Origin of the sequence: Coprococcus ammoniilyticus (assembly GCF_025567345.1) — a bacterium.
Lineage (GTDB): Bacteria > Bacillota > Clostridia > Lachnospirales > Lachnospiraceae > Coprococcus > Coprococcus ammoniilyticus.
In genome coordinates this window covers 33,506-59,265 of record NZ_JAOQJS010000001.1, presented here as the reverse complement: position 1 = coordinate 59,265, position 25,760 = coordinate 33,506, and the positions used below count along the sequence as shown (strand labels likewise).

Below are 25,760 nucleotides of genomic sequence, written 5' to 3'. Positions count from 1 at the left end.
TGACAATGGCAGGTAATTTTTTTCAGAATGCATTTGAAAAGACAAAGTCATTAGCTAATCAGGCAGTTGACAGCACAAAGTGTGCTGCACAGAAGACAAAGATAAAAGGCAAGATCTCATCTGAGAATTCCAATCTTGACAGAATCTATACAGAGATCGGAAGATATTATTACAACCTGAACAAGGAAGAGGCACCGGAGGAGATCAAGCATCTGTTTGACAGTGCTGCAAAGGGATTAGAGAATATTGCAGCTCTGGAGAAGGAATACAGAGAAGTAGAAGAACAGGAACACCGTATCATGAACAGTGGCAATCAGTATCAGCAGACACCACCACAGGGTATGTATAATCCGCAGATGAACGGAATGCCACCACAGGGTATGTACAATCCACAGATGAATGGAATGCCACCACAAGGCTACAATCCACAGATGAACGGAATGCCGCCACAGGGCATGGCACCACAGATGAACGGAATGCCACCACAGGGTATGGTACCACAGATGAATGGAATGCCACAGCAGGGCATGTATAATCCACAGATGAACGGAATGCCGCCACAGGGTATGGCACCACAGATGAACGGAATGCCACCACAGGGTATGGCACCACAGATGAATGAGATGCCACCACAGCAGAATCCTGCACCTGCTCCACAGGCAGGGCCTGTACAGGAATCCGTACCTGCAGTTGCACCGACATCCCAGCCGGAAGCGGTTCCGCAGAATGAAGAAGTATCCCAGTAGTGAGTGCATAAGGTCAGAGAAATGCAAAAATCCAGATAAATATCTGCAAAATGCGTATATGACAAAAAGAAGCACAAACTTCAGAAATTACATAAGAATCAGAAAAAGATCTGTTACGGCAGGTCTTTTTTTGTTGCCTGAAAAGGGATAGATAAATGTGTGCAAAACTGACAGATATTAAATGATTGTGTCAAGTTAAGAATGGTAAAAATTAGTTTATTTTCTGCGTATTTACAATGTTTTTTCGGGATGGTAACGTATGGATACGCTGATGGCAGGACATCAGAAAAATGAAAAAAAGGAGAGTGATACAGCGTTTGTTTTTGAGAAGACATTAATGATCCTGTTGGTAAGTGCAGCAGTAGTTCTGGATTTCAAGACATGGAGGATTCCGAACTGGCTGGTATTGATCGGGATGGAAACCGGGATATTCGTGACGATCCAGAGAGAGGGCTGGAGAATGGGAGGCATACAGGTGGTACTTGGTATTGTCCTTCCGATTGCATTGCTGTTCCTTCTGTATCAATTTGGATTCCTGGGAGCCGGAGATATCAAGCTGTTTGCAGCCCTTGGTGCATTTATCGGAATGGAGGTCTGGCGGATCGTTCTGTATTCGTTTCTGTTTGGTGGGGTTTTGTCTTTGCTGTATATGGTAAAGAATGTATGGATCCCATGGCTGAAGCATCGAAGACGAAGACGGCACCGAAGGAATAAGATCCATTTTTCCATGGCAATATTACTGGGATGTCTGTTGTATTGCCAATGGGGTTGATATTTGAAGAAAGAAGCTGGGAAAGGAGGAAAAAGTGCGGCAGTTAAAACTTGGCATAGTTGGAATGGAATCAAACTATGTGATCGGGTTGATGAATTACATTAATGCAGATAAAAGAAATCCATTCTTCGCAATGGCATTTTCGACAGAAGAACGATTGGAAAATTATCTGAAGGAGCACACATTAGATGCGCTGTTGTATGAAGAAAGCATGATGCCTGTGATCGTAGGACTTCCAGAAGGAAAAAATATTTGTACGATCAAGCTGGCGGAGCAGGCACCGGATAAGATGGAGAAAGAAGCAATTTACCGGTATCTGAGTGTGGAAGAAATACTGAAGCGGGTGTTGCGGATCATAAAAGCGGAGGAGGCAGAAGGAAAATGGGAGTTATTTGCGACTTATGCAGTTATTTCCCCAATCGGCAGGTCGGGTAAGACCAGACTGGCAAAAAGCATCTGCCTGATGGACGAGGTACGTGGTGGGCTGTATATCGGGATGGAAGCATATGGAGAAAGGAAGCAGGAAACTTCGGAGACAGTAACGGATAAGACTTGTGGTATGTCTGAGCTTGCATATTTGATCCGAATACAATCAGGGCAGATTTTTGAATATCTGGATAAAAGTGTGGTTGTGGAAGGAGGGATTAGCATGATCGCGTCACCGGAAGTATATCTGGATATCAGAGAACTGAACCGGTCGGATGTGAGTTGGTTCATAAAGAAGCTGATTGCATATGGACGATACACAACGATCGTATTTGATATTGATGGCAGCGTGCTTGGAGATATTACGATACTTGGTGAGTTCGATCATGTATTTGTTCCGGTTCTGGATGGCGGGTATGCAGAAGAAAAGGTTGCGGCATTTCAAAGATTGTTGGAGAAACAGGAATTACAGAAGGTAGTCATGCGGATGCAGCAGGTCGTTGTACCGGATCATGCATATGACAGTGCGGAGATGATGCAATTGGCGGGAAGGCTGGTGGGGATATAAGCCCAGAGGACAGAAAGAAATTAAAAGAGCACGTTCTGGAAGAACTGGATATGTCTCAGGAGATCATAGATGAGAAGGTTCTGGAACTGATCGACCGATCGCTTCTGGAACATCCGGATATCGGATATGTCAGTCTGGAAGGACGGATTCGGTTGAGAAGGGAATTGTTCAATGCGGTCAGACGGATGGATGTGCTATCAGATTTGTTAGAGGATGACAGCATAACGGAGATCATGATCAATGGGTACGATCAGATCTTTGTAGAGAAAGATGGACGTATTCAGTCCTTTTCCCAGAGCTTTGAGAGCGAAGATCGTCTGGCATCGATTATTCAGCAGATCGTAGCCGGATGTAACCGCTTAGTGAACGAAGCAGTCCCGATCGTAGATGCCAGACTGCCGGATGGTTCCAGAGTGAATGTAGTGCTGCCACCGGTCGCCCTTGATGGACCGACCATGACGATCCGTAAGTTCCCAAAAGAGAAAATGACGATGGAAAGGCTGATTGAACTTGGGGCTTTAGATGAGGAAGCTGCCGGATTCCTGAAGCTGCTGGTAAAGGCAAGATACAACATATTTGTATCAGGAGGAACGGGAGCAGGAAAGACGACATTCTTGAATGCGCTGTCGGATTATATACCAAAGACCGAACGGATCATCACGATCGAGGATTCGGCAGAACTGCAGCTGCGTGATGTGGAGAATCTGGTACGGATGGAAACCAGAAATTCCAATGTGGAAGGCGAAAATGCGATCACGATACGGGATTTGATCAAGGCAAGTCTTCGTATGCGGCCGGACCGGGTGATCGTAGGTGAAGTCCGGGATTCGGCAGCGATCGATATGCTGACAGCAATGAATACCGGGCATGATGGAAGTCTTTCGACCGGCCATGCAAACTCAGCATATGACATGATCACAAGGCTGGAATCTATGGTGCTGATGGGAATAGAACTTCCGATGGAAGCTGTTAGGCGGCAGATTGCTTCGGCTGTGGATATTATCATTCATCTGGGAAGACTCCGGGATGGATCCAGAAAGGTAACAGAGATTTGTGAAGTAACAGGAATAGAGAATGGACAGGTTCAGTTGATGTCACTTTATGAATTTGAAGAACAGGCAGAGAAAGGCAGGAAAACCGTTCAGGGACATTTGAAAAAGAAGGCAGCTTTGCAGAACAAGGAGAAATTGAAACGGGCAGGGCTGGAATAGGAAAGGAGGGGCCAGGATGTGAAAACAGATTATACACGATACCGGTTATCTTTGATGGAAAACATTGTTTTTGGAATGGGATATCTGGTTGCGGCAGCAGTGGTATGCATTATATTTTATGATTCATTTCTTCCGCTGATTCTGATGCTGCCCGCGGGTGTATATGTGCGAAGGTTGTTTGAAGAATACAAAAGGAAGAGGAGGCAGCAGGAATTATATTTTCAGTTTAAGGATATGGTGCAGGCACTTGCCGCCAGTCTCAGTGTCGGATATTCATTTGAGAATGCTTTTATAGCAGCACATGAGGAGCTGACACGGACATACGGAAAAGATGCGCTGATCGTCCGGGAGCTTGTAGTGATCATGCATGAGATCCGCTTACATAAGAACATAGAAGATGTTCTTGCGGATTTTGGAGAACGCTCCGGTATCCGCGAGATCCATAATTTTTCCCAATTGGTTGCTGTGGCAAAAAGGACAGGCGGCAATATGGTACAGATCATGAAAACGACTGCGGCTGGAATTGCCCGAAAGGTAGAAGTGGAAATGGAGATTGCGACTATGATCGCAGCAAAACGGTATGAACAGCGGATCATGCTGGTCATTCCTTTTCTGATCATTGGATATCTTCGTATGGTGAACCAGAGTTATATCTGTATTTTATATGAAGGAGTGGCAGGTCGGATCGTGATGACATTATGTCTGCTGGCAGGAATTATTTCATATTTCTGGAGCAGAAAACTGATCAATATTGGAGTGTGATGGATGAAGAGAGAATTAAAAAGACCGGTTGGCAGCTTTCTGTACCGGAAGATACATAGGTTTTTGAATATGAGAACGATCCGGGAACGGATGCGAAAGATCCATGTTGTACCGGAGGATGAACTCACTCGGTTATGTGAGGAATATTGTAGCCGAATCCTGTCGAACAGTCTGCTGGTATTTTTTGGAACATTGGTCTTATCCGTTGGTCTGGCAGTATATACGAATCGGACAAAGGCTTCGATTGTATTGAACAGGGAATCCTACGGTGGAGATGAAACAGTCACGCAGTTGGAAACAGAGATCAATGGTGAAAAGCAGATGATATCTGTGGATGTGCTTCCGTTGACCTATGATGCGGAGAGCATAGAAGAGGCTTTTGATAAAGGATTTGCTTACATTGATTCCGTATATCTGGGAACAAACGAGAATGCAGATCATATTACGGAGGATCTGGAGCTGATCGATTCTGTTGATGAACTGGGACTCCGGGTTTCATGGGAGATTGAAGATGAAAGCGATATTGTTGATTACCGAGGCGAGATCATTGATCATCGGCTGGATGAACCGGTTCTTGTAAATCTGGTGGCAACTCTGTCTTATGAAGATTTTTCGGCATCCAGAAACTATCCTGTAAAGGTTGCAGGCAGGGAAAAGAATGAGACGGAAAAGGCAATAGAGACGATTCAGGAGGCGTTAGATATGCTACAGCGTAAGTCAGATACTTCATCATTGGTTCTTCCGGAGACAGTTGCGGGATATCATCTGCAGCATACCGGTACGATGCGGCTTCCGATACTGGTATTTGTTCTTGGAGGGATATTCAGTATTTTGCTCGTCTATAAAGAATATTCGGATATACGGACGAAGGAGAAAAAGAGAAATGAGGAGCTGCTTATGGCGTACCCATCTTTTGTGGATCTGATGAGCCTTTATATGGGAGCCGGATTAACGGTGAAGGGGTCTCTGAGCAGAGCTGTGGTGCAAAGTGACAGTCCGGTTCTGGCAGAGGAGCTGAATTATACATTGAATGAGATACAGTCGGGAATTCCGGAAACAGAAGGCTATTACCGGCTGAGCAACCGACTGGCCCTTCCGGTTTATCAGAAGATATTTACTCTTTTGTCACAGAATATCAAAAAAGGGACAAGGGATATCCTGAATCTGTTGGCAGAAGAAGAGGCTGCTGCATTGCAGTTAAAAAAGGAGCTGGCAAAACGAAAAGGAGAAGAGGCGGGAACAAAGCTTTTATTTCCGATGATTCTTCAGTTAGGAATTGTAATGATCATAGTGATAGCCCCGGCATTGCTGGGATTTTAAAAGAACAAAAAGAAGGAGGAAACGGCAGTGGAATAGTCATTGCTGACAATAAAGAGTATGAGAAATGTGAAGAATTTTTTATTAGATGAAAGTGGAATGGGAGTTGTAGAGATCCTTTTGATCACAGTTGTATTGATCGCCATGGTACTTATCTTTCAGGAGAAGATTACAAGTCTTGTGAACAAGATCTGGACCTCGATCGGTAAGAGTGCGAAGAAGATTTATTAGTAAGGAGACTCTGCAGATTTGAAAAATAACGGACAGATTACAGTATTTTTAAGTCTGGTGCTGGTCAGCCTGCTGGGATTATTTCTGGCAGCAGTTGAGATTACAGGAATCTACATGAACAGGGCACGGGTGGCAGAAGCTGCCCGTGGTGCATCCCTCCATATACAGGCAGAGTACCAGTCCCGGATATTTGATCGGTATCACCTGTTATTACTGGATAAAAGCTATATGGGTTATGGTGAAGGTATGCTGGAGGAACGGGTATCTGATTATATGGACTATACACTCTCCGGCTATGGATTTGCTGTAGAGGATGCCTGCCTGACAGATGTGAGAACGGTGGTTGCTGATGATTGCTATGACTTAAAAAAACAGATAGAGGAATATATGACGCTGTATTTGGAAACAAAGGCACTGGAAACGATAAGCGAAGATCTGGCATATGACAATGCGGATGCCGAAGAGGTAGCAGAGGAGATACGGAATGGAAAGAGCGAGGAAACAGAACAGGAAGGTAACTGGCAGGGAGAGGATCCCAGAAAACTGTTGGAACAGGAGCTTGGGATCGGATTGCTACAGCTCGTTCTTCCATCCGGAAAATCTGTATCACAAACGAAAGTATCCATGCAGGATGTACCATCGACTGCATGTGGAAAGGAAAATGTTCAGGAGAGCATGGACACTTCTTTTTCGGATATTGACCGGTTGGAAGCAGAGCTTGGAAAGGTTCGTGGGACAGGAAAATCGGAATTAGGCACGGATATCAATGGGATTCTTTACGCGATGGAGTGCTTTAAAAATGTTACGGACGCGGAGCTGGATAATTGCGTATTCCAGTGTGAAGTGGAATATCTGATCGCAGGGAAGGACAATGACTATGATAATCTGACCTGTGTTGTAAACCAGATCATACTTCACAGACTTCCGGTTAATATGGCGGTACTGTTATCGGATGCAGAGAAAATGGCGGAAATAAGCAGTATGGCAGCGACACTTGCACTTGTACCGGGCATTACATATGGAGCAGCAAAATATCTGCTTGCAGCCTGTTTTTCCTATGGAGAAACGATACTTGAGATACGAACATTGTTGGCGGGAGGAAAGATTCCCCTGATCAAGAAGGCAGCAGACTGGAAGCTGGATCTTGCGCATATAGGGAATCTCACCAGTGTAGAGCCGGCATCCGGTCAGACAGAAAAAGGACTGGATTATGAAGCGTTTCTGATGCTGTTATTAGCAGAGAAGAATAACAGAATGTACTATCGGATGTGTGATCTGATCCAATTAAATACTGCACTTGTCCAGGATGGATTTCTTATTACAAACTGTGTGGATGCATTTACGATCGATATTGATATTACAAAAGGAAAACGGTCGTATGCAACTTCGGTCAGTGCGGTTTATTAAATATAAAACATAGAAATATCAGATGGAAAGGATGGTGTTATATGCTCTCTTATTATATATTTTGGCTGCAGTCTATTATCCATGCGGTGGCATATTCCATTTCCAAAAATAATAAAATCAAAAGTATTTCTCCGTCTCTCCAAGACCTGAACAGAAAACATTTGAGCAGACAGTATGGTAAGAGAGTGTATAAGACCATTCCTTTCTTTCAGAGGATATTTTGTATATGGAACAGGCAGGAGGGTAGTGCCACGGTGGAGGCAGCCCTGATCCTGCCGCTTTTTATCATGGCAGCAGTTGTGTTTTTCTGGATGGGAAATCTGTTGCAGACACGGTTGATTGTCTATGATGCCATGCAGGACACTGCGCAGTGCCTGGCAGAATATCAATATGCGTATTCATATGTACAGGATGAAAAAACAGTGGATTTACCGGGAAACGGTGTCAATGTTCTGACAGCAAAAGAAAGACTGCAGCATTATCTGGATATATCCCCGGTGGATGCTTCCTGTATTGTGGGTGGAACCGGAGGGATTCTGGTTACAAGATCAGCTTACAGTGAAGCAGATGGCTGCATTGATCTTAAGCTGCGATATAAACTGCAGATCAATGTCCCATTTTTGGGAGAACTGACCTGGAAGGTTCAGGAACAGATCCGGCAGCGTGCATTTATCGGTATGCAATTGGAAAATAATGAGACAGAAGAAAATAGATACGTTTATATCACGGAGACCGGAGAGGTCTATCATACCAGCAGAACCTGTTATCATATAAAACTTACGATCCGGCAGATTCCGGATGGAGAGCTTTCTGATAGGTATCAGAATCTGTCTCCTTGTGAGCGGTGTGCGGAGGGCAGGACGACGGATGGAACGGTATATATAACGGAGGCGGGAGACCGCTACCATCTCTCTGTTTCCTGTTCTGGATTAAAACGAACGGTTATGCGTGTCAAACAAAAGAATGTTGGAAGCATACCACCATGCAGCAACTGTGGTAACGGATGAAATTCTTGTAAGGGTGCATTTTGTAAGGGTGCAGGAACAGGAAAGGTGAAAGATATGAATTCTGGGAAAAAGGATGATCGTGGAACGATCGTGATCGAAATGTGCATTATTATGCCAATCGTGATCACTGTTATATTTGTTGTTATCAATATGATGATTGTGCAGTTGAATAACGGAATTGCAACCGGCGAGGCATATCATGTGGTCTGTAATCGGGAACGATATATGTCTGGAAGTGGAAACAGCGCAGAGGATACATTGAATCAGGCGTTAGATCAGATGGTCAGGCCATCCATGCAGCTTCTGGATGAACTGGAAACAAGCGTGCGCTTTCGTCCTTCTGGAAATGCGTTACTTTCCGGTATAACAGGAACCATAGATGCAGTTATCAAATATGAAGAGCTGCACCCGGGAATTGGACTGCTGACAGATAAAAAGGCAACACAGAGAAAAGTAAAGATTGAGAAAGAGATCCGGGATATCAGCAATAATCTCAGGAGGTGGCAGTTGTATGGAAAAACATTATGACACTGATGGGATAAATGTATATCTGATGCTTACCGACACCGATTATCAGGTCTCCTATGAAACCAAAATGCTTCAGAACAACTGCATCCCATATGTTCTTCCATTTAACGTGATGTTCATAGATGGAGATGCGATTCCTTGTTATGAGGTTAACGGACTGACAGAATTTGCAGTGATAGAGCAGACGATCACGATAACTCCGGTGCTTATATTACAACTGTTTCAGGAACTGGTTATGGTATTTCACCAGCTTGGCAGATATTTGCTGTCCGTTAATAATCTGATCCTGGTGGAAGATTGTATCTTTTATGATATAGCGCAGAAATGCTTTGGTTTTATCTATCTTCCGGGATATCAGAGTGGAGTCCGGGAGCAGATGCGGAGGCTGTTAGATCAGATGATATGCAGGATGGATCATGCAGACCGGGCGGGCAGTGACCGGGTATATGATCTGTATCAGAAGATTATGGATGCAAATTGTGATCTTGAAAAGCTGGTGGATTTTTTTACAGAATTCCGCACGGAAGAAAGCGGCGATACAGATGGTACGGGAAATACAGATATATATAGAACGGAAGAAACGGGCAAGACTGAGGAAGAGGAAGAGGCAGCAGAACTGGCTGCATTTTTGAGAAAAGAACCGAACTGGAAGAAATGGAAGAAATCGAACCGGAACAGGACGATAGTACAGAGTGACATTGACGATGATAAGACATCGGTTCGGACGATCGTGTATAAGACGGTCGTTATTGCCTGTATGCTTGCAACGGCGTTGTTTGGGATCAGCTATGGATGGATGCAGTACCGGGCAAATGGACGGATCCAACATATGAAACCTTTATTCGGTGTATGCATCTTACTGGCAGTGGAATTATTTGTCTGGATGGAGCTGTTCTTAACAGATCAGACTGAAAAAGAAGAGGAGGTTGTTGAACCTTGTATACAGGAACAGGATATAACTATATTTCCGGCAGCAGCGGATGGAAATGGACAACCCGCAGCCGGTGATACACAACAGGAGACAGCCATACTTCCGGCAACCGATCCGGTATGCATGTTAGTTCCGGTTGGAGGGCAAGCGGAAGCCACATCGAATCCGGTGATCTGTCTGGATACACTTCCAAGATTGATCGGACGTGGGGATATGGCAGATTTTTGTATTTCCGATAAGTCTGTGAGTCGGGTTCATAGCAGGATCCGATATGTCGATCATAAATATGTACTGGAGGATATGGGTTCGACAAATGGGACATATGTAAATGGTTATCCACTGCGAGTGGACTATCCGGCAGTGGTATTGCCCGGAGATATTATTTCATTTGGGAATATAGAATATGAGCTGCGGGCTCAAATATAGGAAGGAGGAAACAGCTTTTTCTGGGAAGCTGACAGAAATATATGAAACAATACAGAAATAAAATTTTACTGATCGTACTGGTGGGAATTCTTCTGCTGATAAATCTGCCATTCCATGCGATCCTTCAGACAGCATCCATGGGAGGAGATGCGGAGCAGGCGGTAACGCAGTTGTTTGAAAAGAATGCGACAGCAACGGATACGGATGCAGACAGGGCAACTCCGGAGGATGCAGACAGAGCAACTGTGGAAGATGCAGATGGGGTGGCTGCGAAAGCTGTAGATGGGGAGGCTGCAGAAGATATCGACAGAGCAACCTCGGAAGATGCAGATGCGATGACCACGCAGGATATAGCATTATCATATGAAGATCAGGCAAAACAGATCGCTACGATCTCAGATGCCATATCGAGAGATGTATATACGCCGGATATGAAAGTAGAAATAAAGAAAGAGAAAAAGTCGTATATATTTAATATAGATGCATTGGCGACGGTAATGTCCTTTCCGATGTTATATTCAGAATTTGTCGTTGGATACAGACTGGGAAGAACAGAAGCGGGAGATACCTGCAGAGATTTCCGGATCTTTCAATATCATGGCATTACGGATTATGAGAAACTGTTTTCCGTATATTGTGGAGACAAGGAGCTGGATGTTCCGTGGTATGGAGAATATGTTTCGGATGGAAAACATTTGCAGGGAACAGCAGCAACTGTATACAGTGATGATACGACAGATGGTTATATACATGCAGGCAGCGGACTGTTAACAGCCGATATCCGGAAAGCATTGTATCAGGGATATAAGAACAGGCAGTCTCAAAGCGCATTACAGGATAATCTGAATGCTATCCGGCATCATGGAAAAAGCATGAGCGGAGAAGTTCCATATACGAGAGCGCAAGCAGAGATCCGGATCGGAACAGAAACTCCAAAGACAGAGCAGGTTGATATATCACCAGGGCAGCCGGAGACGCGATGGAAATACCGGTATACCATACACATGGAAGAAGAGAGTTTGTTAAGCACTGTGTCTCCGGATGGAGTATATGCAAAAAGAACGAAGATGCGTACGGTCACAGGAGGTCAGAATACGTTTCATATCATAGTGCCGGATACAGATATTAAATTGTGGGTATGTACGGACTGGAAAGGTTCGATTGCAGATACGGACTGGAAAGCATACCGGTCAGGAGAAGAAGCTGTATTAAAGACAGGAAGCAGATATTTCTTTACTGCCGGTACGGATAAGAAGGGTGTGAGCAGACTGTCAAAGACCTTTGCCGAACGGGATGGGTTTACAGCTTATGCTGTCTGCCCGGACAACAAAGAGATTCAGACCTGCTTTGCAGGTGTGCTTTATGAATATGCAATGGAGATGGTGATTAACTGGGGAAGTGAATTAAAAACCGGAAAACTGCATCTGACAAAGCTTGGTGATGGTTCCTTGAGTAATCTGAAAGGAATAAAATTTTACCTTTATAAACTGGACGAGCCATTTGCAGATCTGTCAGAGGGGAAAGCGGTAAAGATCGGAACATATACGGTTAATTCCAAAGGAAAAGGTGTGCCAACTTATATTACGGAAAAAGGCAGATTTTATGGAGCAAAAAGTAATTATGCCGGAGAGGATATAGATGGATCCACATGCCGGAATATCTACAATCTGCCACCGGGCTATTATATGCTGCATGAGGATGCTGAACTGGCACTGGCAAGAGGATATCTGCCCGCGATAGACCATTATTATGAAATTACAGATAACCAGCTGGAATATGAGTTTGTCATTCAGAATGTCCGGGGCGGGCTCAGTCTTCAAAAAACCAGTGACTCTCCGGAACTTACAGGAGCAGATGGCAAAACGAATGCATATAGTCTGCAGGGAGCCAGATATAATGTGTATAAGGTTGGGAAAAAGAATGATACATCAACCGATGCTTATGTCTGCACCTTTACAACCGATGCATCCGGAAAAGGAATTGTTACAAAATATAATTCGGATGCAGGATATTATCCGGTATATGGTTCTGATAACCGGATATATGAAGTGCGCGGAGTTCCGGTTGGTTGCTGGTATTACATTGCGGAAACAGGGAAAAAGAAAGGGTGGAATGGAAATGAATATTCCTATGCCGGAGGTTATATTGTAAATAAAGAGGATAAAAAAGCGGCTTCCTACTATCAGAAGTGGATCTATCTGGATAAGGAGGATGGTGGAATCGGAGTTTCAGAAAATTTGGAGAAATATCCCAAGCAGCAGATCGATGTACTGGAATCGCCGATTACGATCGGAATTCAGCTTCATAAAAGCAGTGCGATGAAAGAAATTTCCGATATGGGTGGATATACATTTGCCGATATTCAGTATCAGGTATACATGGCGGACAAGAATGGAAGGCCGGGAACCGGAAATCTCTATGTAGGTACATTTACAGTGCAAAAGGATGGAACGGGAATTGTTACAGATATAAACACGAAATTTATTCCGACCGGAGGAAATAAAACGATCGTTTCGCTTAAGAAAAAAGGGACAGATACGATCTCCGGACTACCGTGTGGAAGCTATTATGCAAAGGAAACAAAAACAAACCGTTATTACAGGCTGAATACAGATCCGGTAAAAAAAGAATGTCTGTCCAGTGGCGGAAGAGAAACAGGAAAAAAAGAGATCGAGCATGTGATCGAAGTTACAGATCAGCCAAATACCGGAGAACTGTATCTGGAAAAGAAGAGCGCCGGTGAAGAATGGACGGATGAAAATACAGCATATTCGTTATTACATGCAGAATATAGCGTTTATATGGTGTCAGGAAAGAATGCTCCATATAAAGAAGAAAATCAGGTTGGCATATTTACGACAGAAAAAATGAATGCGGCAAATATCGTGATCGGAATACCGGAGATCAGGAATTCCTGCGGAACTGGAAATGCATTCCGAATGATATCAGGAGAGGTCGTTTCCATTCAGGCAGATAAGAGTAAGCATTGTTTTACCGGATTGCCATTTGGCTGGTATGCAGTAAAGGAAAAGCGTGCTCCAAAAAATTACAAACTGGATGCGGATGTGCATTATATTTGTATATCCCCGGATACGGTGGGAAACAAGATTAATGCAACCATGCAGCTTGCAGAGAAAGAAATGGTATATCAGGGAAAACTGTCACTGACAAAATATGACAGAGAGAATGGAACCGGAACTGCAAAATATGGAGCATCTCTTGCGGATGCAGTCTTTCAGGTGCGGTATTATAAGGGACTCCTGCAAAAAACAGAATTGGCAGCATCTACTGCATACCGAACCTGGTATATTAAGACAGTATATAACGAGCAGACCGGAAGTTATGAGGCAAAGCTGGATGCAGCTTATCTGACCGGACAGAGTGATCCTCTATTTACGGATAAAAAGACAGGTGCAGTAATTCTTCCGGCTGGAACCGTGGTCATAACAGAATACCAGCCACCAAAGGGGTATATGCTGCCGGGACATGGACAGGGTTATATCGAAGTAACCGGACTGACAGGAGAGAAACAGCAAATTACCGGAAATGAAATTGTACTTCATCTGGATGCAGGAAATCCGAATAAAGAGCTGCAGACTTTTTCTGTGGAGAGTGGGAATGTCATAGAACCGGAACTGATAAAGGTGTACGAGCAGGCAGAACGGGTGGATATTGCATTTGACAAGATCAATGCAGGAACCAGAGAATCCATGCAGGGAATTGTATTTCGGATTTCGTTGCTGGATGAAGCAGGAAATCCTGTTGAGAGCCATATTGCGGTAACAGGAGTAAATGGACGTTTTGATTCGGCCGGACGTAAGGAAAGTGGTAAATTCAATATCAATGATGCTATCTATGAATACAACCAGACGCAGGAAGAAAGTGCATGGAAGGAATATGATATGACAGCCGGGATCTGGTTTTGTGGAGATGAGAGCACACAGCGTGAAGTTTTCGATGAAGATATTATGGCAGACGGAGCTACAAAAAGCGAAGAAAACATATCCATAAGAGAAGCTTCAGAAACAGAAAAAGCGGATCTGGGAGCGTTGCTGCCGGGAACTTACATGATCGAGGAGCTGCCTTGTAAAGGTAACCGGGGATTTGTAATAATGCAGCGTCAGATCGTGGACATTGATAGTGCAGAGACAATCCGGGAGCTTGGTACATATGAGAATCAGTCTTCGGAAGATACAACAGAACAGACGACAACCGAAACCACGACTGGTGACACAACGGAGACAACAACCGAAGCTACGACCGGGGACACAACGGAAACCACAACCGAGTCTACAACCGAACTGACGACTGAGATCACGACCGAATTGACAACAGAAACCACAACTGAGGCGACAACCGAGATTACGACCGAGGACACAACGGAAACTACAACCGAGTCTACAACCGAACTGACGACTGAACAGACGACGGAGATCACAACAGAAACTACAACAGAGCTGACGACCGAACCGGACACCGGAGACAGGAAGACTCCCCCGGTCAGAACCGGTGACTCGTCAGGAGTGATCCTGTTTTCTTATATCGGGCTTGGAGCAATGCTTGGCGCAGCAATTCTTGTGATCGTAAAAAGACGGCAGGGAAAACATGGAAAAGATAGACCGGGCAACAGGAAACATTGACAGAATGAAAACGGTACTTTTAAAATTATATAATATGGTTCGTTCATGAACTTCATGTTCATCTCCAATGCCGAGTGCCTGAAACAGAGGCACCCGGCATTTTTACTATATAGAAAAGGCTGTATTGTAAAGTAAATAAGTGCGCTATTATGGATATATTATTAAAAGGGGACAAAAACTAATAATTGCTATCAATCACCATTTCGGATATAATATCTTTAGTTGTATTTTGGAGGAAACCGTCATGTCTTATATGGCATTATATCGTAAATGGAGACCGGATACTTTTGAAGAAGTAAAAGGCCAGGATCATGTTGTAACAACACTAAAGAATCAGATTATAAATAACAGGATCGGACATGCATTTCTCTTCTGCGGAACAAGAGGAACCGGAAAGACATCGATAGCAAAGTTGTTTGCAAAAGCAGTAAACTGTGAGCATCCGGTAAACGGAAGCCCATGCAATGAATGTGCGGCATGTCGTGCGATCGCAGATGGATCATCTATGAATGTGATCGAGATCGATGCAGCATCAAACAATGGTGTGGATAATATCCGTCAGATCCGGGAGGAAGTACAGTATTCACCATCAGAAGGAAAATATAAGGTATACATTATAGATGAGGTTCATATGCTGACACAGGGAGCGTTTAATGCTCTGTTAAAGACATTGGAGGAACCACCATCTTATGTCATTTTTATACTTGCAACAACAGAATCCCATAAGATTCCGATCACAATATCTTCCAGGTGTCAGAAATACGAGTTCCGGCGGATCTCGGTGGAAACAATCAGTGACCGTCTGATGGAGCTGCTTGGAAGAGAACAGATTGCGGCAGAGAAAAAAGCAATTGATTACGTTGCCAAGGCTGCAGATGGATCAATGCGTGATGCACTCAGTATTCTGGATCAGTGTATCGCATTCAACATTGGCAAGGAGCTTACTTATGAAAATGTACTGGATACGATCGGAGCAGTTGATATCGATGTATTTGCCAGATTGTTAGATTGTGTGATTCGGCTGGATGTTGTCGGTGCGATCGATCTGGTGGATGAGGTAGTATGGCAGGGACGGGAATTGTCCAGATTTGTATCAGAATTTACATGGTTCCTTCGAAATGTATTGTTGGTGAAGGTTTCACCGGAGGCAGATCAGAAGCTTGATATGTCGGCGGAGAATCTGGAACGGTTAAGACAGCTTGCTGCACAGCTCGAAACAGATGCACTTATCCGGTATATCAATATATTTTCGGACACCTCTGCAAATATCAAATATGCAGTACAGAAGCGTATTGTTTTAGAACTTGCAGTGATCAAATTATGCAAGCCTGAGATGGAAACCGATTACAGCGCGCTTCTTGACCGGGTCAGAGTTCTGGAACAGAAGTTAGAGAATGGAGCCGCCGGATCGGTGGTTAGCGGGAATAATAACGGTGAAGGAAGCTCAGCATCGGCAGGCGTTACAGCATTGGCTGGCGAGGCAGTGCAGGGAGCCGGAGCAGTATCACAGGAACTGCTGGATCAGATCTGTGCAAGACTGAAGCAGGCAGGAATGCAGATAGGAAATGCACCTGCGATGGGAGATGCAGAGATAGAAGCGGCATCGAAGAAGCTGTCCGAGCAACTGAAAAAAGAACTTCCGGAAGCAAATTACAATGAATTAAAAGAATTCGTAGAACAATGGGATATCATTATGGAAGGATATCAGAATATTACGAAGAAGTTTCTGGAAAAAGCAAGGATCAATATGAACGAAGCCAGAGATGGTCTGTATCTGGCATATGTTCAGAATGAAGAGAACAAGCAGGCAATCGCTTATTTTGAAGGGAAAGAGCGGATGGCGGCATTGCGAGAGCACATCGAACAGGTGACCGGCAGACAGGTGAAGATCGAACTGAAGGTCGTGTCGAAGAACAGTGAAGCGGCACAGGAGATCGAGGCGAATGACCTGTCGAAGATTAATTTTGCTATTCAGTATGAATAAAAATATAAAAAAGAGCTAAGAATCAAGGAGGATATATAAGATGGCTAAAAGAGGCGGCTATAACATGGGTATGATGCCTGGCAATATGAACAACTTAATGAAGCAGGCACAGAGAATGCAGAAGCAGATGGAGACAACAACCAAGGAGCTGGAGGATAAGATCTATGAATCTTCCGTTGGTGGCGGCGTTGTAACAGCAAAGGTTTCCGGTAAGAAAGAACTGATGGAGATCAAGCTGGATCCGGAGGTTGTTGATCCGGATGATATCGAGACATTAGAGGATCTGATCATTTCTGCAGTAAATGAAGCATTCCGTATGCAGGATGAAGATTATCAGGAGAATATGAATAAGATCTCCGGCGGTATGGGTCTTGGAGGCTTACCGTTCTAATGGATATATATGGTGGAGAAGTAAACCGTCTGATCGAAGAGCTTGGCAGACTTCCCGGTATCGGAGCAAAGACAGCACAAAGGCTGGCATTTTATATCATCAGTATGCCGGAAGAACGAGCACAGGCACTTGCCGATTCAATCGTAAATGCAAAGAAGAAGATTCGATACTGCAATAACTGTTATACGATTACAGACAGTGATCTTTGTCCGATCTGCAGATCGGCAAATCGGAATCATAAGGTGATCATGGTGGTAGAAACACCGAGAGATCTTGCAGCATATGAGCGGACGAATCAGTACGATGGTGTATATCATGTTCTTCATGGAGTGATCAATCCGGCACTCGGAATCGGACCTGCGGATATCAAGATCGCAGAACTGATGAAGCGGTTGCAGGGGGATGTGGATGAGCTGATCATTGCAACAGGCTCCGGTCCGGAGGGAGAAGCAACGGCGATGTATATATCAAAGCTGGTCAAACCGGCAGGGATCAAGGTCAGTAGGATCGCAAGCGGTGTACCGGTTGGCGGAGATCTGGAATGTATTGATGAAGTGACACTGCTCCGGGCATTGGAAGGACGCGTATATTTATAGGGACAATTAAATAGTATTTTACATAAAAAAGAAGAAAGAGGTGTTTAGGGATGTTGCGAGTTGGATTACTTACCAGTGGTGGCGATTGTCAGGCACTGAATGCAACCATGCGTGGTGTAGCAAAAGGATTGTACGAGTTATTTGATGAAGTAGAGATCTATGGTTTCCTGAATGGATATAAGGGCTTGATGAGAGCACAGTATATCAAGATGATGCCGGATGACTTCTCAGGCATTATGACAAAGGGTGGAACGATTCTTGGAAGTTCCAGACAGCCATTTAAGCTTATGGGTGAGCCTACAGAGGATGGTCTTGATAAGGTGAAATCCATGAAGGACACATATAAGAAGCTCAAACTGGACTGTTTATGTGTATTAGGAGGAAATGGTTCCCAGAAGACAGCAAATCTGTTAAGTGAAGAGGGCTTAAATGTAATTGGTCTTCCAAAGACGATCGATAATGACCTCTGGGGAACCGATATGACATTTGGTTTCCAGAGTGCGGTAGATGTGGCAACACAGACGATTGACTGTATCCATACAACAGCAGCATCCCATAACCGTATCTTTATCGTAGAGATTATGGGTCATAAGGTTGGCTGGATCACATTACATGCCGGTATTGCAGGTGGAGCAGATGTTATCCTGATCCCTGAGATTCCGTATGATATCAAGAAGGTATACGAGGCAATCGACAAGAGAACAAAGAATAATAAAGGATTTACGATTGTTGCAGTAGCAGAAGGAGCAATCTCCAAAGAGGTTGCAGAGCTTCCAAAGAAGAAGAGAAAAGAAGCAATCGCTAATTCTCCGTATCCATCTGTTGCATATGAGATGGCGGACAAGCTCAAGGAGTTCACAACGCAGGACATCCGCATTGCGATTCCTGGTCATACACAGCGAGGCGGAAGCCCATGTCCATATGACAGAGTGATCTCATCCAGATTCGGGGCAAAGGCAGCCGAGCTGATCAAAGCAAAGGATTTTGGAAAACTCGTTGTATTTAAGGATAATAAAGTAACTGCGATTCCGTTATCAGAGTCAGCAGGAAAACTCAAATATGTATCTCCGGACGATGATACCGTTCTTGCAGCAAAGACATTAGGTATTTCATTTGGTGATTAATTTCAGTTTGAATAAGAAATGGCAGTAACATAATCTCTCTGTCTGCATATATACTATATAGGAATAAGAATGCAGGCAGGGAGATTTATATGCAGAACGAATTTAAATACATTCCATATGACAGAAAGGATACGAATATCCGTGGATTGATAAAAAATGGAAATGTGTATAATCTGACACGGAGCATGTCGGGGCTTTTGCTGCCGGATGATCCAAATGAGGAACAGTCAAGAGCAGAAAAGGACTGGGCCTATCTGAAGGAAATGTATCCGGAACGGGTACGGCGTATCAGTGCAATGGTGGAAGAAGAATGTGATAAATTAGAATATGCAGGAAGCCCGATGTTTGCGGAATATCCGGATCCGGAGGTGATCCGTAAGATCGCACGGGATGTCTATGCAGAGCTTCCGGATCCATATGTAGATATTCATCTGGATATGGAGGCTGCGCCATCTGAACCACCGTATGTTCCAAAAGGAAAAGGCTGTGGTAACTGCATGATGCGGAATCTGATAGAAACATTGATCTGTAATGAATTTTACTGTAGACGGGAACGCTACAGAAGATGTAGGAGACGATTTTACCTGTGAAGAAAATAGGAACACTTGTTATAAGAATAATAGTAATGGCAGTTTTCTTTGTGATTACTATTTTTTTAGTTGATAAATTTCAGAATAGACAGTATAAGAATCTGGCAATGGAGATGGAAAATGCCACCTTGCCTTTAGTATATGTAGACTATGAGGGCAGATATATCAACTGCCTTCATGGCTATACAACCGTAGTCGATACAACTATGCTTCGTGACTGTATTACTCCGGTGACAGATGACAAAAAAGTAACGTTTGCAGTAGATGACAAAAATGGTTATGCAAAGACCTACAGCTATGAGCTGCGGTCGATCTCAAGCGATTCTCTGATCGAGAACGGAGATCTGACATCCGATACAGAGGAGAATGGATACCGGATATTTGATATTGATATCCGTATGGATATCAAGCCGGATACGGAATACATGCTGATATTCAAATTAGATGGAGCGGATGGACAGACCGTACGCTACTATACCCGTATCGTTGTAAATGACAATTATCATGCGTCCGAGCTTCTGGACTTTGTGGAACAGTTTAATGCTTCGACATTTGACTACGAGGCAAATGAAGAAGGCTCCTTTATCTATCCATACATGCAGGCATACAAAGGACAGGATGATGACAGCCTTTCTATGGGACATCTGAATCTGACAAGCAGCTACAAAGAGCTTGTCTGGAGTGGAGTGAATCCGGTCCGGATAACTTCGATCATTCCACAGATCAAGGAAATTGATGTCAATTATGCAGTAATTGAACTGGATTATGTGACCACGGCAGAAAACACCGATGGTGAGTCGGATTATTATTCGATCAAGGAATATTATCGTGTCAGTTATAAAGAACCGGAGACAGAAGACGATACGGAAACAGCCACCGGAGCAGAGGATGCTGAAGCATCAGAGGATACCGGGGAAGCAGATAACGCAGGCACAATATCCGTTATGAACTTTGATCGTTATATCGACGAGTATTTCAACCGGACAGGTGTCGATAATAAAAATAATGTGTATGAGATCGGGGTTGTTCTTGATAAAAAGCTGGATTACCGTTACAGCTCGGATAATAAGAAGATCGGTTTTGTCAGAAACGGACAGCTCTGGCTGTATAATTACTCAGAAAACCAGATCTCCATGGTATTTGGATTCTGGATGGATGACGTGGAAAATGTCAGAAACACATACAACAATTATGGTATCAATATGATCTCCATGGACGATGATGGCAATATGATATTTGCAGTATATGGCTATATGAACCGTGGTGCTCATGAAGGAAAGCTGGGAATCAGTCTGTGTTCTTACGATGCAGCAGAGCAGGAGGTTACGGAGCTGGTATTTGCAGAATGTAATGAACCATATGCAGCCATGAAAGATGAAGTGTCCAGACTGACCTATTATGATGGAACAAACTTTTATTTTATGCTTGGCAACAAGGTGAACTGCATTAACGTGGAAGCAAAACAGTTATCCTATTATGTAGATCATGTATCGCTCGATCATGTATATGTATCCGATGATATGCAGGTAATGGCATATGATTCATCGGATCAGGCAGCCGATAATGCGACATTAACGCTGGTTAATTTTGCAACCGGACAGACCTATACGCTGGATGCGGGAGCAGGAAAGAGTCTGGTCTGCTATGGATTTAAGAACCGGGATCTGATATATGGGATCTGTAATACGGCTGACAGTGATATTTCTATAGATAAAGATTCCTTTGCAAAAAAGAATCTGAGTGAAAAGGTATACAGCCGGATCCCATCATACAAATTATTTATCGTGGATGAAAATGGAAACCAGATCAAAGAATATCAGAAGGACGACAATTATATCATAGATATCAGCGTAGAGGATGATCTGATCTATATGACCAAAGGATCCAAGAAAACAGACAGATTTCGGTTGGCAGAGGATGACTTTATCACCTATAAAGAAAGCGACGATGTAAAACGAGTTGATATCACGACAAAAACAACATCAGGAATTGCGAGGCTGTATTTTACAGTACCGTCAAATATATATCTGACCTATATTCCGTATCTGAATATCACAAAGAACACGGTGGGAGATCGTTCATCGGATATGCTGATCACGGTAGAAGATGAATATGCAGGCTATATGGTATATGATAATCTGGGACTGACCGGAATCTATGATAAGGCAGGAGATGCAATCAACCGGGCAACGCAGATTGCAGGTATTGTCGTTTCCAAGGATGGAGAAATCGTATACAGGCAGTCGGAGATGCAGGCATATAATACGATCGCATCGTCAATCTATCACCAAAGCTCCGGCAGTGTGGATGCATCCTTGTGGGATTGTGTATATATGACACTGATCTATGAGGGTGTGACAGATCTCACATATGAAGATATGAAAGCATCCGGTACAGATCCGGTACAGGTGCTGACAGAGCTTGGAAAATATCCGGGAGCAGATATTTCAGGAATTTCGCTGGATCTGGTATTTGGATATATCAGTAATGGTATTCCGGTTATCAGTCGTATCAATGATGGAAGATATGTAATGGTCGTAAGCTATAACAGTGAAGCGGTTCGTTATTATGATCCGGTACTGGATACGGAAGTCCGGGTATCAAGAAAAGAATATGAAGCTGCCATGAGTCAGGGAAATAATGAACTGTATTCCTATGTTCAGGAGTAGAAATAAAAAGATATACAGGAAAACAGATCCGTTTGAGGACATCATTGTTTTCCTGTATAAGACAAAAAGAAAAGCTGCCGATTCCGGCAGCTTTTCTATATTATGATAACAACGTTCTGTGTGGATTACTCCTCTGAAATTGTTCCAACAGGACATGAACCTGCACATGCACCACATGAAATACACTGTGAACCATCAATAACGAAAACACCACCGTTATCGCTAATAGCTCCAACAGGGCATGAACCTGCACATGAACCACAACCGATACATGAATCACCAATTACGAATGCCATATGATTGTCCTCCTTTTAGTAATAATAATCACATCTCGTTACCTATTTTAAATCAAAAAGTTTCTTATATCAAGTGAATTGAGATGATTTGTAAAAAATTAGTCCCTGCTAACTTGAGCCTGCCTATCTTTTTCCTATAAAGGGATAGACATTTAAAAATGTGTATACTATAATGGTGAAGATATTTTTAAAATCGAAAAATGTCATATCAGATTAAGAAAGATTATAGGAAACAGGAGGAAATATACACATGGCAAAGATCAGTAAAGATATGCTTATAAATGATATTTTAGCAGTAGATGCAGGAAATGCAGCAATTCTTATGGCAGCAGGTATGCATTGTATCGGATGTCTTGCAGCAGCAGGTGAAACTCTTGAGGAAGCAGCAGCCGTTCATGGTCTGGATCCGGTAGAGCTTGAACTTGAGATCAATGACTACCTTGCAAAGAAAGAAGAGCAGGCACAGGCATAATTCATATAGAATATGTATCTGGACAGACGAAAAATACGGCGGAATCCAATGAAAAAAAGGATCCGCCGTATTTGTTTTGTCAAATCAGTTTTCTTAAAAATTACAGAGCAGACAGAGTCTGAACTGCTTCCTCTTCAATGATCGTTTTAAAATGCTCTTTGAAATGATATGGCATGGCATCTGTTATTTTCTGTGCTGTGCCGTATTCTCCAAGAATGTAACATACCCGGTTGAATTCGGGAATAGTATTCTTATCATTTGTAAATAACAGATAAAAACGTTTATTAACCGGATTCTTATAGAGTGTGTTGCTGCTGAAGTAAAAACTTGCAACCTGTTTGGATGCGTTGATAACGGTATTTAACGAGTCAAATACAAGCAGTCTCGTTAAAGTCTGTGGAGCATCCTCTTCCTGTTGTGTCTGTTTTACAGGTGCTTTTGCACTGGATGGAATATCGGTTGAAATCTCGATATTCTTACCTGCAAGACCTGTCAGATTATTTACAAAACCTTCCAGAGCATTAAAAATTGCCTCCGGAATCTGGGATTCATCGCCATTTATACCGATATCGATATGACCGGATATTACATTATCATCAGATGGGGGATAGTCCTCATCTTCGTATTCATCATCCATATCATCGTCATAATCGGTGTCGTCATCGTCATTATTTCTGGTAAATCTGGAAAAACGTGTATCCAATTCTTCCGGATCTTCTACCTTTGTGACAATTAAAATAAGACAATCTGATGAAATCGGTATAGCTTCGATCATCAGTGGTATATCATCAACCTCAAATCCGAGTTCGTTTGATGCCTGCTGCATCATCTCACGAAACAGTTCTTTTGCTTTTGGAGATCCATAAGCCAGCTCGGAAATCTTTAATTGTTTGTCTGCTAAATCTGCTTTATTCAAAGTACATCTGATCTGATTTTCACTTAAGCGTTCAATCTTCAATAGAATCACCCCATTTCTGATAGAATACCCATGAAGGGTAGAAAATAAGTCATACAATTGTGTATTAAAACGCACCTATAGTTTACCATATTTAACTGACAAGTAAATAGGATATAATGTGAAAAATTCGAAAATAATTTATAAAATCCTGTCGAATATGAATAAAAAATAATTCCACAGTATAAATTATGTATATATGGATCAGAATGTGCAAATGAGCAGAATAGGACAGGAAACATCAGAAAAGATTAATTTTTCATAAAGTGATTGGCAGGCGTACAAATATAATGTAATATAAGAGCAGACATCCTATGAACCCTTCATCGGTTCGCTGCAGACAGATTCCGGTCTGCATAATTCCGTTTCTGGCAGACAGATATTGCTTATTACATATAGATATGAAAAGAAACACGAAAACAATGGTGTATTTGTGCCATTGGTTTGTATATAAGATTAATATTGACACATCACAGCACGAATATGTAAAAAAGCAAATGGGAATAAAATGAAAAAATGTATCGATAAAAAAGAACCGTTACATTCATGCACAAAATAACAGTGGCAGGGGTTACAGCACCCCTGCCTATTCTGTGCCCGCCTGGATATGATTAACAAGCCCATCTGCGATCGCTGCGGCAACCTGTTTTTGATAGTCCGGAGTATTTAAACTGCTGCATTCATCCGGATTACTTAAAAAGCCACATTCAACGATAACAGCTGGACAGGGGCTTTTTTTCAGAATAAGATAGTCCAGATTACCTTTGACCGGACGCTCATTATCAGAATCGAGGATCGCATGGATCGAGGCCTGGATCGATTTGGCAAGCTGTTCACCGTCTGAAGAATTCGCATAGTAAAAAACCTGAGCTCCATGTACGGAAGAATCAGAAAAGCTGTTCTGATGGATACTTATAAAAAAGTCGGAGTTATGGGATGCCACGATCTCAATCCGATGATTCAGGTCGGATGTCTTTAAGCTTTCGGCAGTTTCTGTATTCAGTGAGGAGTCATCCGTTCTGGTCATATAGACTTCAAAACCGAGAGAATCCAGAAGCTCTTGCAGATAAGAAGCAATTTGAAGATTGATGTCCTTCTCCTTTGAATCGTTAATTCCTATTTTTCCAGGATCGTATCCGCCATGTCCGGCATCGAGTGTGATAATATAGCCGGAAAATGCAGTTTCGGTGGTGTCACTTTGTGTTTCGTCATTTGGATCAGAGTCTGGATTTCTGACACCCGGCAGCGTGGCTTTATTATCCAGATCGGACTGAGGTGATTTTGACGATATTGGATACAATAGCAAAAATACAGAAAGAGAGCAGATAAATACAAGAAGCAGAAGAAGATAACGATTTAGTTTTGGAATAAGAGACCGGAGTTCAGGTTTCATAAAAGGATCACCTGTCAGAATTCTTCTTTCTATAATATGCAGAAACATTCCGGTCAATGCCTGTGGATTTTGTTGACATTCCGCATACAAGGCTATAAGATAAACTATGTATGTTCTATATTGGATCTGCTCGGATGTGTCTTTAAATGTCCGGTCAGGGGGAAATTCGGTGAGAATCCGGTGCAACCGCCATTACTGTGTTAAGATCATAAGATGGTCTTTCAGTCAGAATACCCGCAGATTTATTCTACATACAGCTTTTGGGCGAGGGAAAAGCAAGATTTAATTCCCAGCTTATAAAAAATTATACAATAGAAG

22 protein-coding genes and 1 riboswitch are annotated in these 25,760 nt (G+C 43.0%); of the genes, 19 read left to right on the top strand and 3 right to left on the bottom strand.

Annotation, left to right across the window (positions count from 1 at the left end):
- Positions 1 to 5: 5 nt before the first annotated feature.
- The 18 genes from OCV60_RS00245 (at position 6) to OCV60_RS00160 (ending at position 22,326) form a co-directional block, all read left to right on the top strand.
- Positions 6 to 746 carry a hypothetical protein gene (locus OCV60_RS00245; RefSeq protein ID WP_117784694.1) on the top strand — a complete coding sequence of 247 codons (741 nt, stop codon included), beginning with the start codon at positions 6 to 8 and terminating at the stop codon, positions 744 to 746.
- Between the two features lie 259 nt (positions 747 to 1,005).
- Positions 1,006 to 1,518: an A24 family peptidase gene (locus OCV60_RS00240; RefSeq protein WP_021943391.1), complete on the top strand. Its 513-nt coding sequence runs from the start codon at positions 1,006 to 1,008 to the stop codon at positions 1,516 to 1,518.
- Between the two features lie 34 nt (positions 1,519 to 1,552).
- The gene (locus OCV60_RS00235) at positions 1,553 to 2,512 is read left to right on the top strand and encodes a P-loop NTPase family protein (protein WP_021943392.1); all 960 of its coding nucleotides are present in this window, start codon (positions 1,553 to 1,555) and stop codon (positions 2,510 to 2,512) included.
- A gap of 50 nt (positions 2,513 to 2,562) precedes the next feature.
- Positions 2,563 to 3,723 carry a CpaF family protein gene (locus OCV60_RS00230; RefSeq protein ID WP_117784695.1) on the top strand — a complete coding sequence of 387 codons (1,161 nt, stop codon included), beginning with the start codon at positions 2,563 to 2,565 and terminating at the stop codon, positions 3,721 to 3,723.
- 18 nt (positions 3,724 to 3,741) lie between these two features.
- A complete protein-coding gene (locus tag OCV60_RS00225) occupies positions 3,742 to 4,485 on the top strand; it encodes a type II secretion system F family protein (RefSeq protein WP_117784696.1) in 744 nt (247 codons plus the stop codon).
- Between the two features lie 3 nt (positions 4,486 to 4,488).
- Positions 4,489 to 5,805, top strand: a complete 1,317-nt coding sequence (locus OCV60_RS00220) for a type II secretion system F family protein (protein ID WP_262528899.1) — start codon at positions 4,489 to 4,491, stop codon at positions 5,803 to 5,805.
- 57 nt (positions 5,806 to 5,862) lie between these two features.
- Positions 5,863 to 6,033: a Flp1 family type IVb pilin gene (locus OCV60_RS00215; RefSeq protein WP_117784748.1), complete on the top strand. Its 171-nt coding sequence runs from the start codon at positions 5,863 to 5,865 to the stop codon at positions 6,031 to 6,033.
- Positions 6,034 to 6,051: 18 nt separating this feature from the next.
- Entirely contained in the window at positions 6,052 to 7,440 is a 1,389-nt protein-coding gene (locus OCV60_RS00210) for a DUF5702 domain-containing protein (RefSeq protein ID WP_021943397.1), read from the top strand.
- A gap of 254 nt (positions 7,441 to 7,694) precedes the next feature.
- Complete coding sequence (locus OCV60_RS00205; protein WP_262528894.1) at positions 7,695 to 8,447, top strand: TadE family protein; 753 nt, start codon at positions 7,695 to 7,697, stop codon at positions 8,445 to 8,447.
- 54 nt (positions 8,448 to 8,501) lie between these two features.
- Positions 8,502 to 8,975 carry a hypothetical protein gene (locus OCV60_RS00200; RefSeq protein ID WP_262528891.1) on the top strand — a complete coding sequence of 158 codons (474 nt, stop codon included), beginning with the start codon at positions 8,502 to 8,504 and terminating at the stop codon, positions 8,973 to 8,975.
- Positions 8,959 to 10,332, top strand: a complete 1,374-nt coding sequence (locus tag OCV60_RS00195) for a DUF6382 domain-containing protein (RefSeq protein ID WP_173789214.1) — start codon at positions 8,959 to 8,961, stop codon at positions 10,330 to 10,332. Before OCV60_RS00200 ends, OCV60_RS00195 begins: the two co-directional genes overlap by 17 nt.
- Positions 10,333 to 10,373: 41 nt before the next feature.
- Positions 10,374 to 14,972, top strand: a complete 4,599-nt coding sequence (locus OCV60_RS00190) for an MSCRAMM family protein (RefSeq protein ID WP_262528887.1) — start codon at positions 10,374 to 10,376, stop codon at positions 14,970 to 14,972.
- A 244-nt stretch (positions 14,973 to 15,216) separates the two neighbouring features.
- Entirely contained in the window at positions 15,217 to 16,956 is a 1,740-nt protein-coding gene (gene dnaX, locus OCV60_RS00185) for a DNA polymerase III subunit gamma/tau (protein WP_262528884.1), read from the top strand.
- A 40-nt stretch (positions 16,957 to 16,996) separates the two neighbouring features.
- Positions 16,997 to 17,347: a YbaB/EbfC family nucleoid-associated protein gene (locus tag OCV60_RS00180; protein ID WP_008400312.1), complete on the top strand. Its 351-nt coding sequence runs from the start codon at positions 16,997 to 16,999 to the stop codon at positions 17,345 to 17,347.
- Positions 17,347 to 17,943 (top strand): recombination mediator RecR, encoded by a 597-nt coding sequence (gene recR / locus OCV60_RS00175; protein ID WP_021944222.1) that lies wholly within the window; start codon positions 17,347 to 17,349, stop codon positions 17,941 to 17,943. The genes OCV60_RS00180 and recR overlap by 1 nt, the downstream gene beginning before the upstream one ends.
- 50 nt (positions 17,944 to 17,993) lie before the next feature.
- Positions 17,994 to 19,067, top strand: coding sequence for a 6-phosphofructokinase (locus tag OCV60_RS00170; RefSeq protein WP_021944221.1), 1,074 nt, complete (start codon positions 17,994 to 17,996; stop codon positions 19,065 to 19,067).
- Positions 19,068 to 19,156: 89 nt separating this feature from the next.
- Complete coding sequence (locus OCV60_RS00165; protein ID WP_021944220.1) at positions 19,157 to 19,657, top strand: hypothetical protein; 501 nt, start codon at positions 19,157 to 19,159, stop codon at positions 19,655 to 19,657.
- Positions 19,654 to 22,326, top strand: a complete 2,673-nt coding sequence (locus OCV60_RS00160) for a hypothetical protein (protein WP_262528878.1) — start codon at positions 19,654 to 19,656, stop codon at positions 22,324 to 22,326. The genes OCV60_RS00165 and OCV60_RS00160 overlap by 4 nt, the downstream gene beginning before the upstream one ends.
- 125 nt (positions 22,327 to 22,451) lie before the next feature.
- Here the strand turns inward: OCV60_RS00160 and OCV60_RS00155 are convergent, their stop codons facing one another.
- Entirely contained in the window at positions 22,452 to 22,622 is a 171-nt protein-coding gene (locus OCV60_RS00155) for a DUF362 domain-containing protein (protein ID WP_004852414.1), read from the bottom strand.
- A gap of 250 nt (positions 22,623 to 22,872) precedes the next feature.
- Here OCV60_RS00155 and OCV60_RS00150 point away from each other — a divergent pair, with 250 nt between their 5' ends.
- Entirely contained in the window at positions 22,873 to 23,094 is a 222-nt protein-coding gene (locus OCV60_RS00150; RefSeq protein WP_021944218.1) for a DUF1858 domain-containing protein, read from the top strand.
- Positions 23,095 to 23,194: 100 nt separating this feature from the next.
- Here the strand turns inward: OCV60_RS00150 and OCV60_RS00145 are convergent, their stop codons facing one another.
- Together OCV60_RS00145 and OCV60_RS00140 are read right to left on the bottom strand one after the other, a co-directional pair.
- The gene (locus tag OCV60_RS00145; RefSeq protein WP_117784703.1) at positions 23,195 to 24,052 is read right to left on the bottom strand and encodes an adaptor protein MecA; all 858 of its coding nucleotides are present in this window, start codon (positions 24,050 to 24,052) and stop codon (positions 23,195 to 23,197) included.
- A gap of 583 nt (positions 24,053 to 24,635) precedes the next feature.
- Positions 24,636 to 25,442, bottom strand: a complete 807-nt coding sequence (locus tag OCV60_RS00140; RefSeq protein WP_262528828.1) for an N-acetylmuramoyl-L-alanine amidase — start codon at positions 25,440 to 25,442, stop codon at positions 24,636 to 24,638.
- 109 nt (positions 25,443 to 25,551) lie between these two features.
- A riboswitch (cobalamin riboswitch) is annotated at positions 25,552 to 25,698 on the top strand.
- Positions 25,699 to 25,760: the final 62 nt, after the last annotated feature.

Excerpts from the sequence above, each read along its gene's own strand:
- OCV60_RS00245 (WP_117784694.1), top strand. The coding sequence starts at position 6 with ATGGCAGGTAATTTTTTTCAGAATGCATTTGAAAAGACAAAGTCATTA.
- OCV60_RS00165 (WP_021944220.1), top strand. The coding sequence starts at position 19,157 with ATGCAGAACGAATTTAAATACATTCCATATGACAGAAAGGATACGAAT.
- OCV60_RS00190 (WP_262528887.1), top strand. The coding sequence starts at position 10,374 with ATGAAACAATACAGAAATAAAATTTTACTGATCGTACTGGTGGGAATT.
- OCV60_RS00140 (WP_262528828.1), bottom strand. The coding sequence starts at position 25,442 with ATGAAACCTGAACTCCGGTCTCTTATTCCAAAACTAAATCGTTATCTT.
- OCV60_RS00180 (WP_008400312.1), top strand. The coding sequence starts at position 16,997 with ATGGCTAAAAGAGGCGGCTATAACATGGGTATGATGCCTGGCAATATG.
- OCV60_RS00220 (WP_262528899.1), top strand. The coding sequence starts at position 4,489 with ATGAAGAGAGAATTAAAAAGACCGGTTGGCAGCTTTCTGTACCGGAAG.
- dnaX (WP_262528884.1), top strand. The coding sequence starts at position 15,217 with ATGTCTTATATGGCATTATATCGTAAATGGAGACCGGATACTTTTGAA.
- OCV60_RS00155 (WP_004852414.1), bottom strand. The coding sequence starts at position 22,622 with ATGGCATTCGTAATTGGTGATTCATGTATCGGTTGTGGTTCATGTGCA.
- OCV60_RS00230 (WP_117784695.1), top strand. The coding sequence starts at position 2,563 with ATGTCTCAGGAGATCATAGATGAGAAGGTTCTGGAACTGATCGACCGA.
- OCV60_RS00170 (WP_021944221.1), top strand. The coding sequence starts at position 17,994 with ATGTTGCGAGTTGGATTACTTACCAGTGGTGGCGATTGTCAGGCACTG.
- OCV60_RS00195 (WP_173789214.1), top strand. The coding sequence starts at position 8,959 with ATGGAAAAACATTATGACACTGATGGGATAAATGTATATCTGATGCTT.
- OCV60_RS00200 (WP_262528891.1), top strand. The coding sequence starts at position 8,502 with ATGAATTCTGGGAAAAAGGATGATCGTGGAACGATCGTGATCGAAATG.
- OCV60_RS00150 (WP_021944218.1), top strand. The coding sequence starts at position 22,873 with ATGGCAAAGATCAGTAAAGATATGCTTATAAATGATATTTTAGCAGTA.
- recR (WP_021944222.1), top strand. The coding sequence starts at position 17,347 with ATGGATATATATGGTGGAGAAGTAAACCGTCTGATCGAAGAGCTTGGC.
- OCV60_RS00215 (WP_117784748.1), top strand. The coding sequence starts at position 5,863 with ATGAGAAATGTGAAGAATTTTTTATTAGATGAAAGTGGAATGGGAGTT.
- OCV60_RS00240 (WP_021943391.1), top strand. The coding sequence starts at position 1,006 with ATGGATACGCTGATGGCAGGACATCAGAAAAATGAAAAAAAGGAGAGT.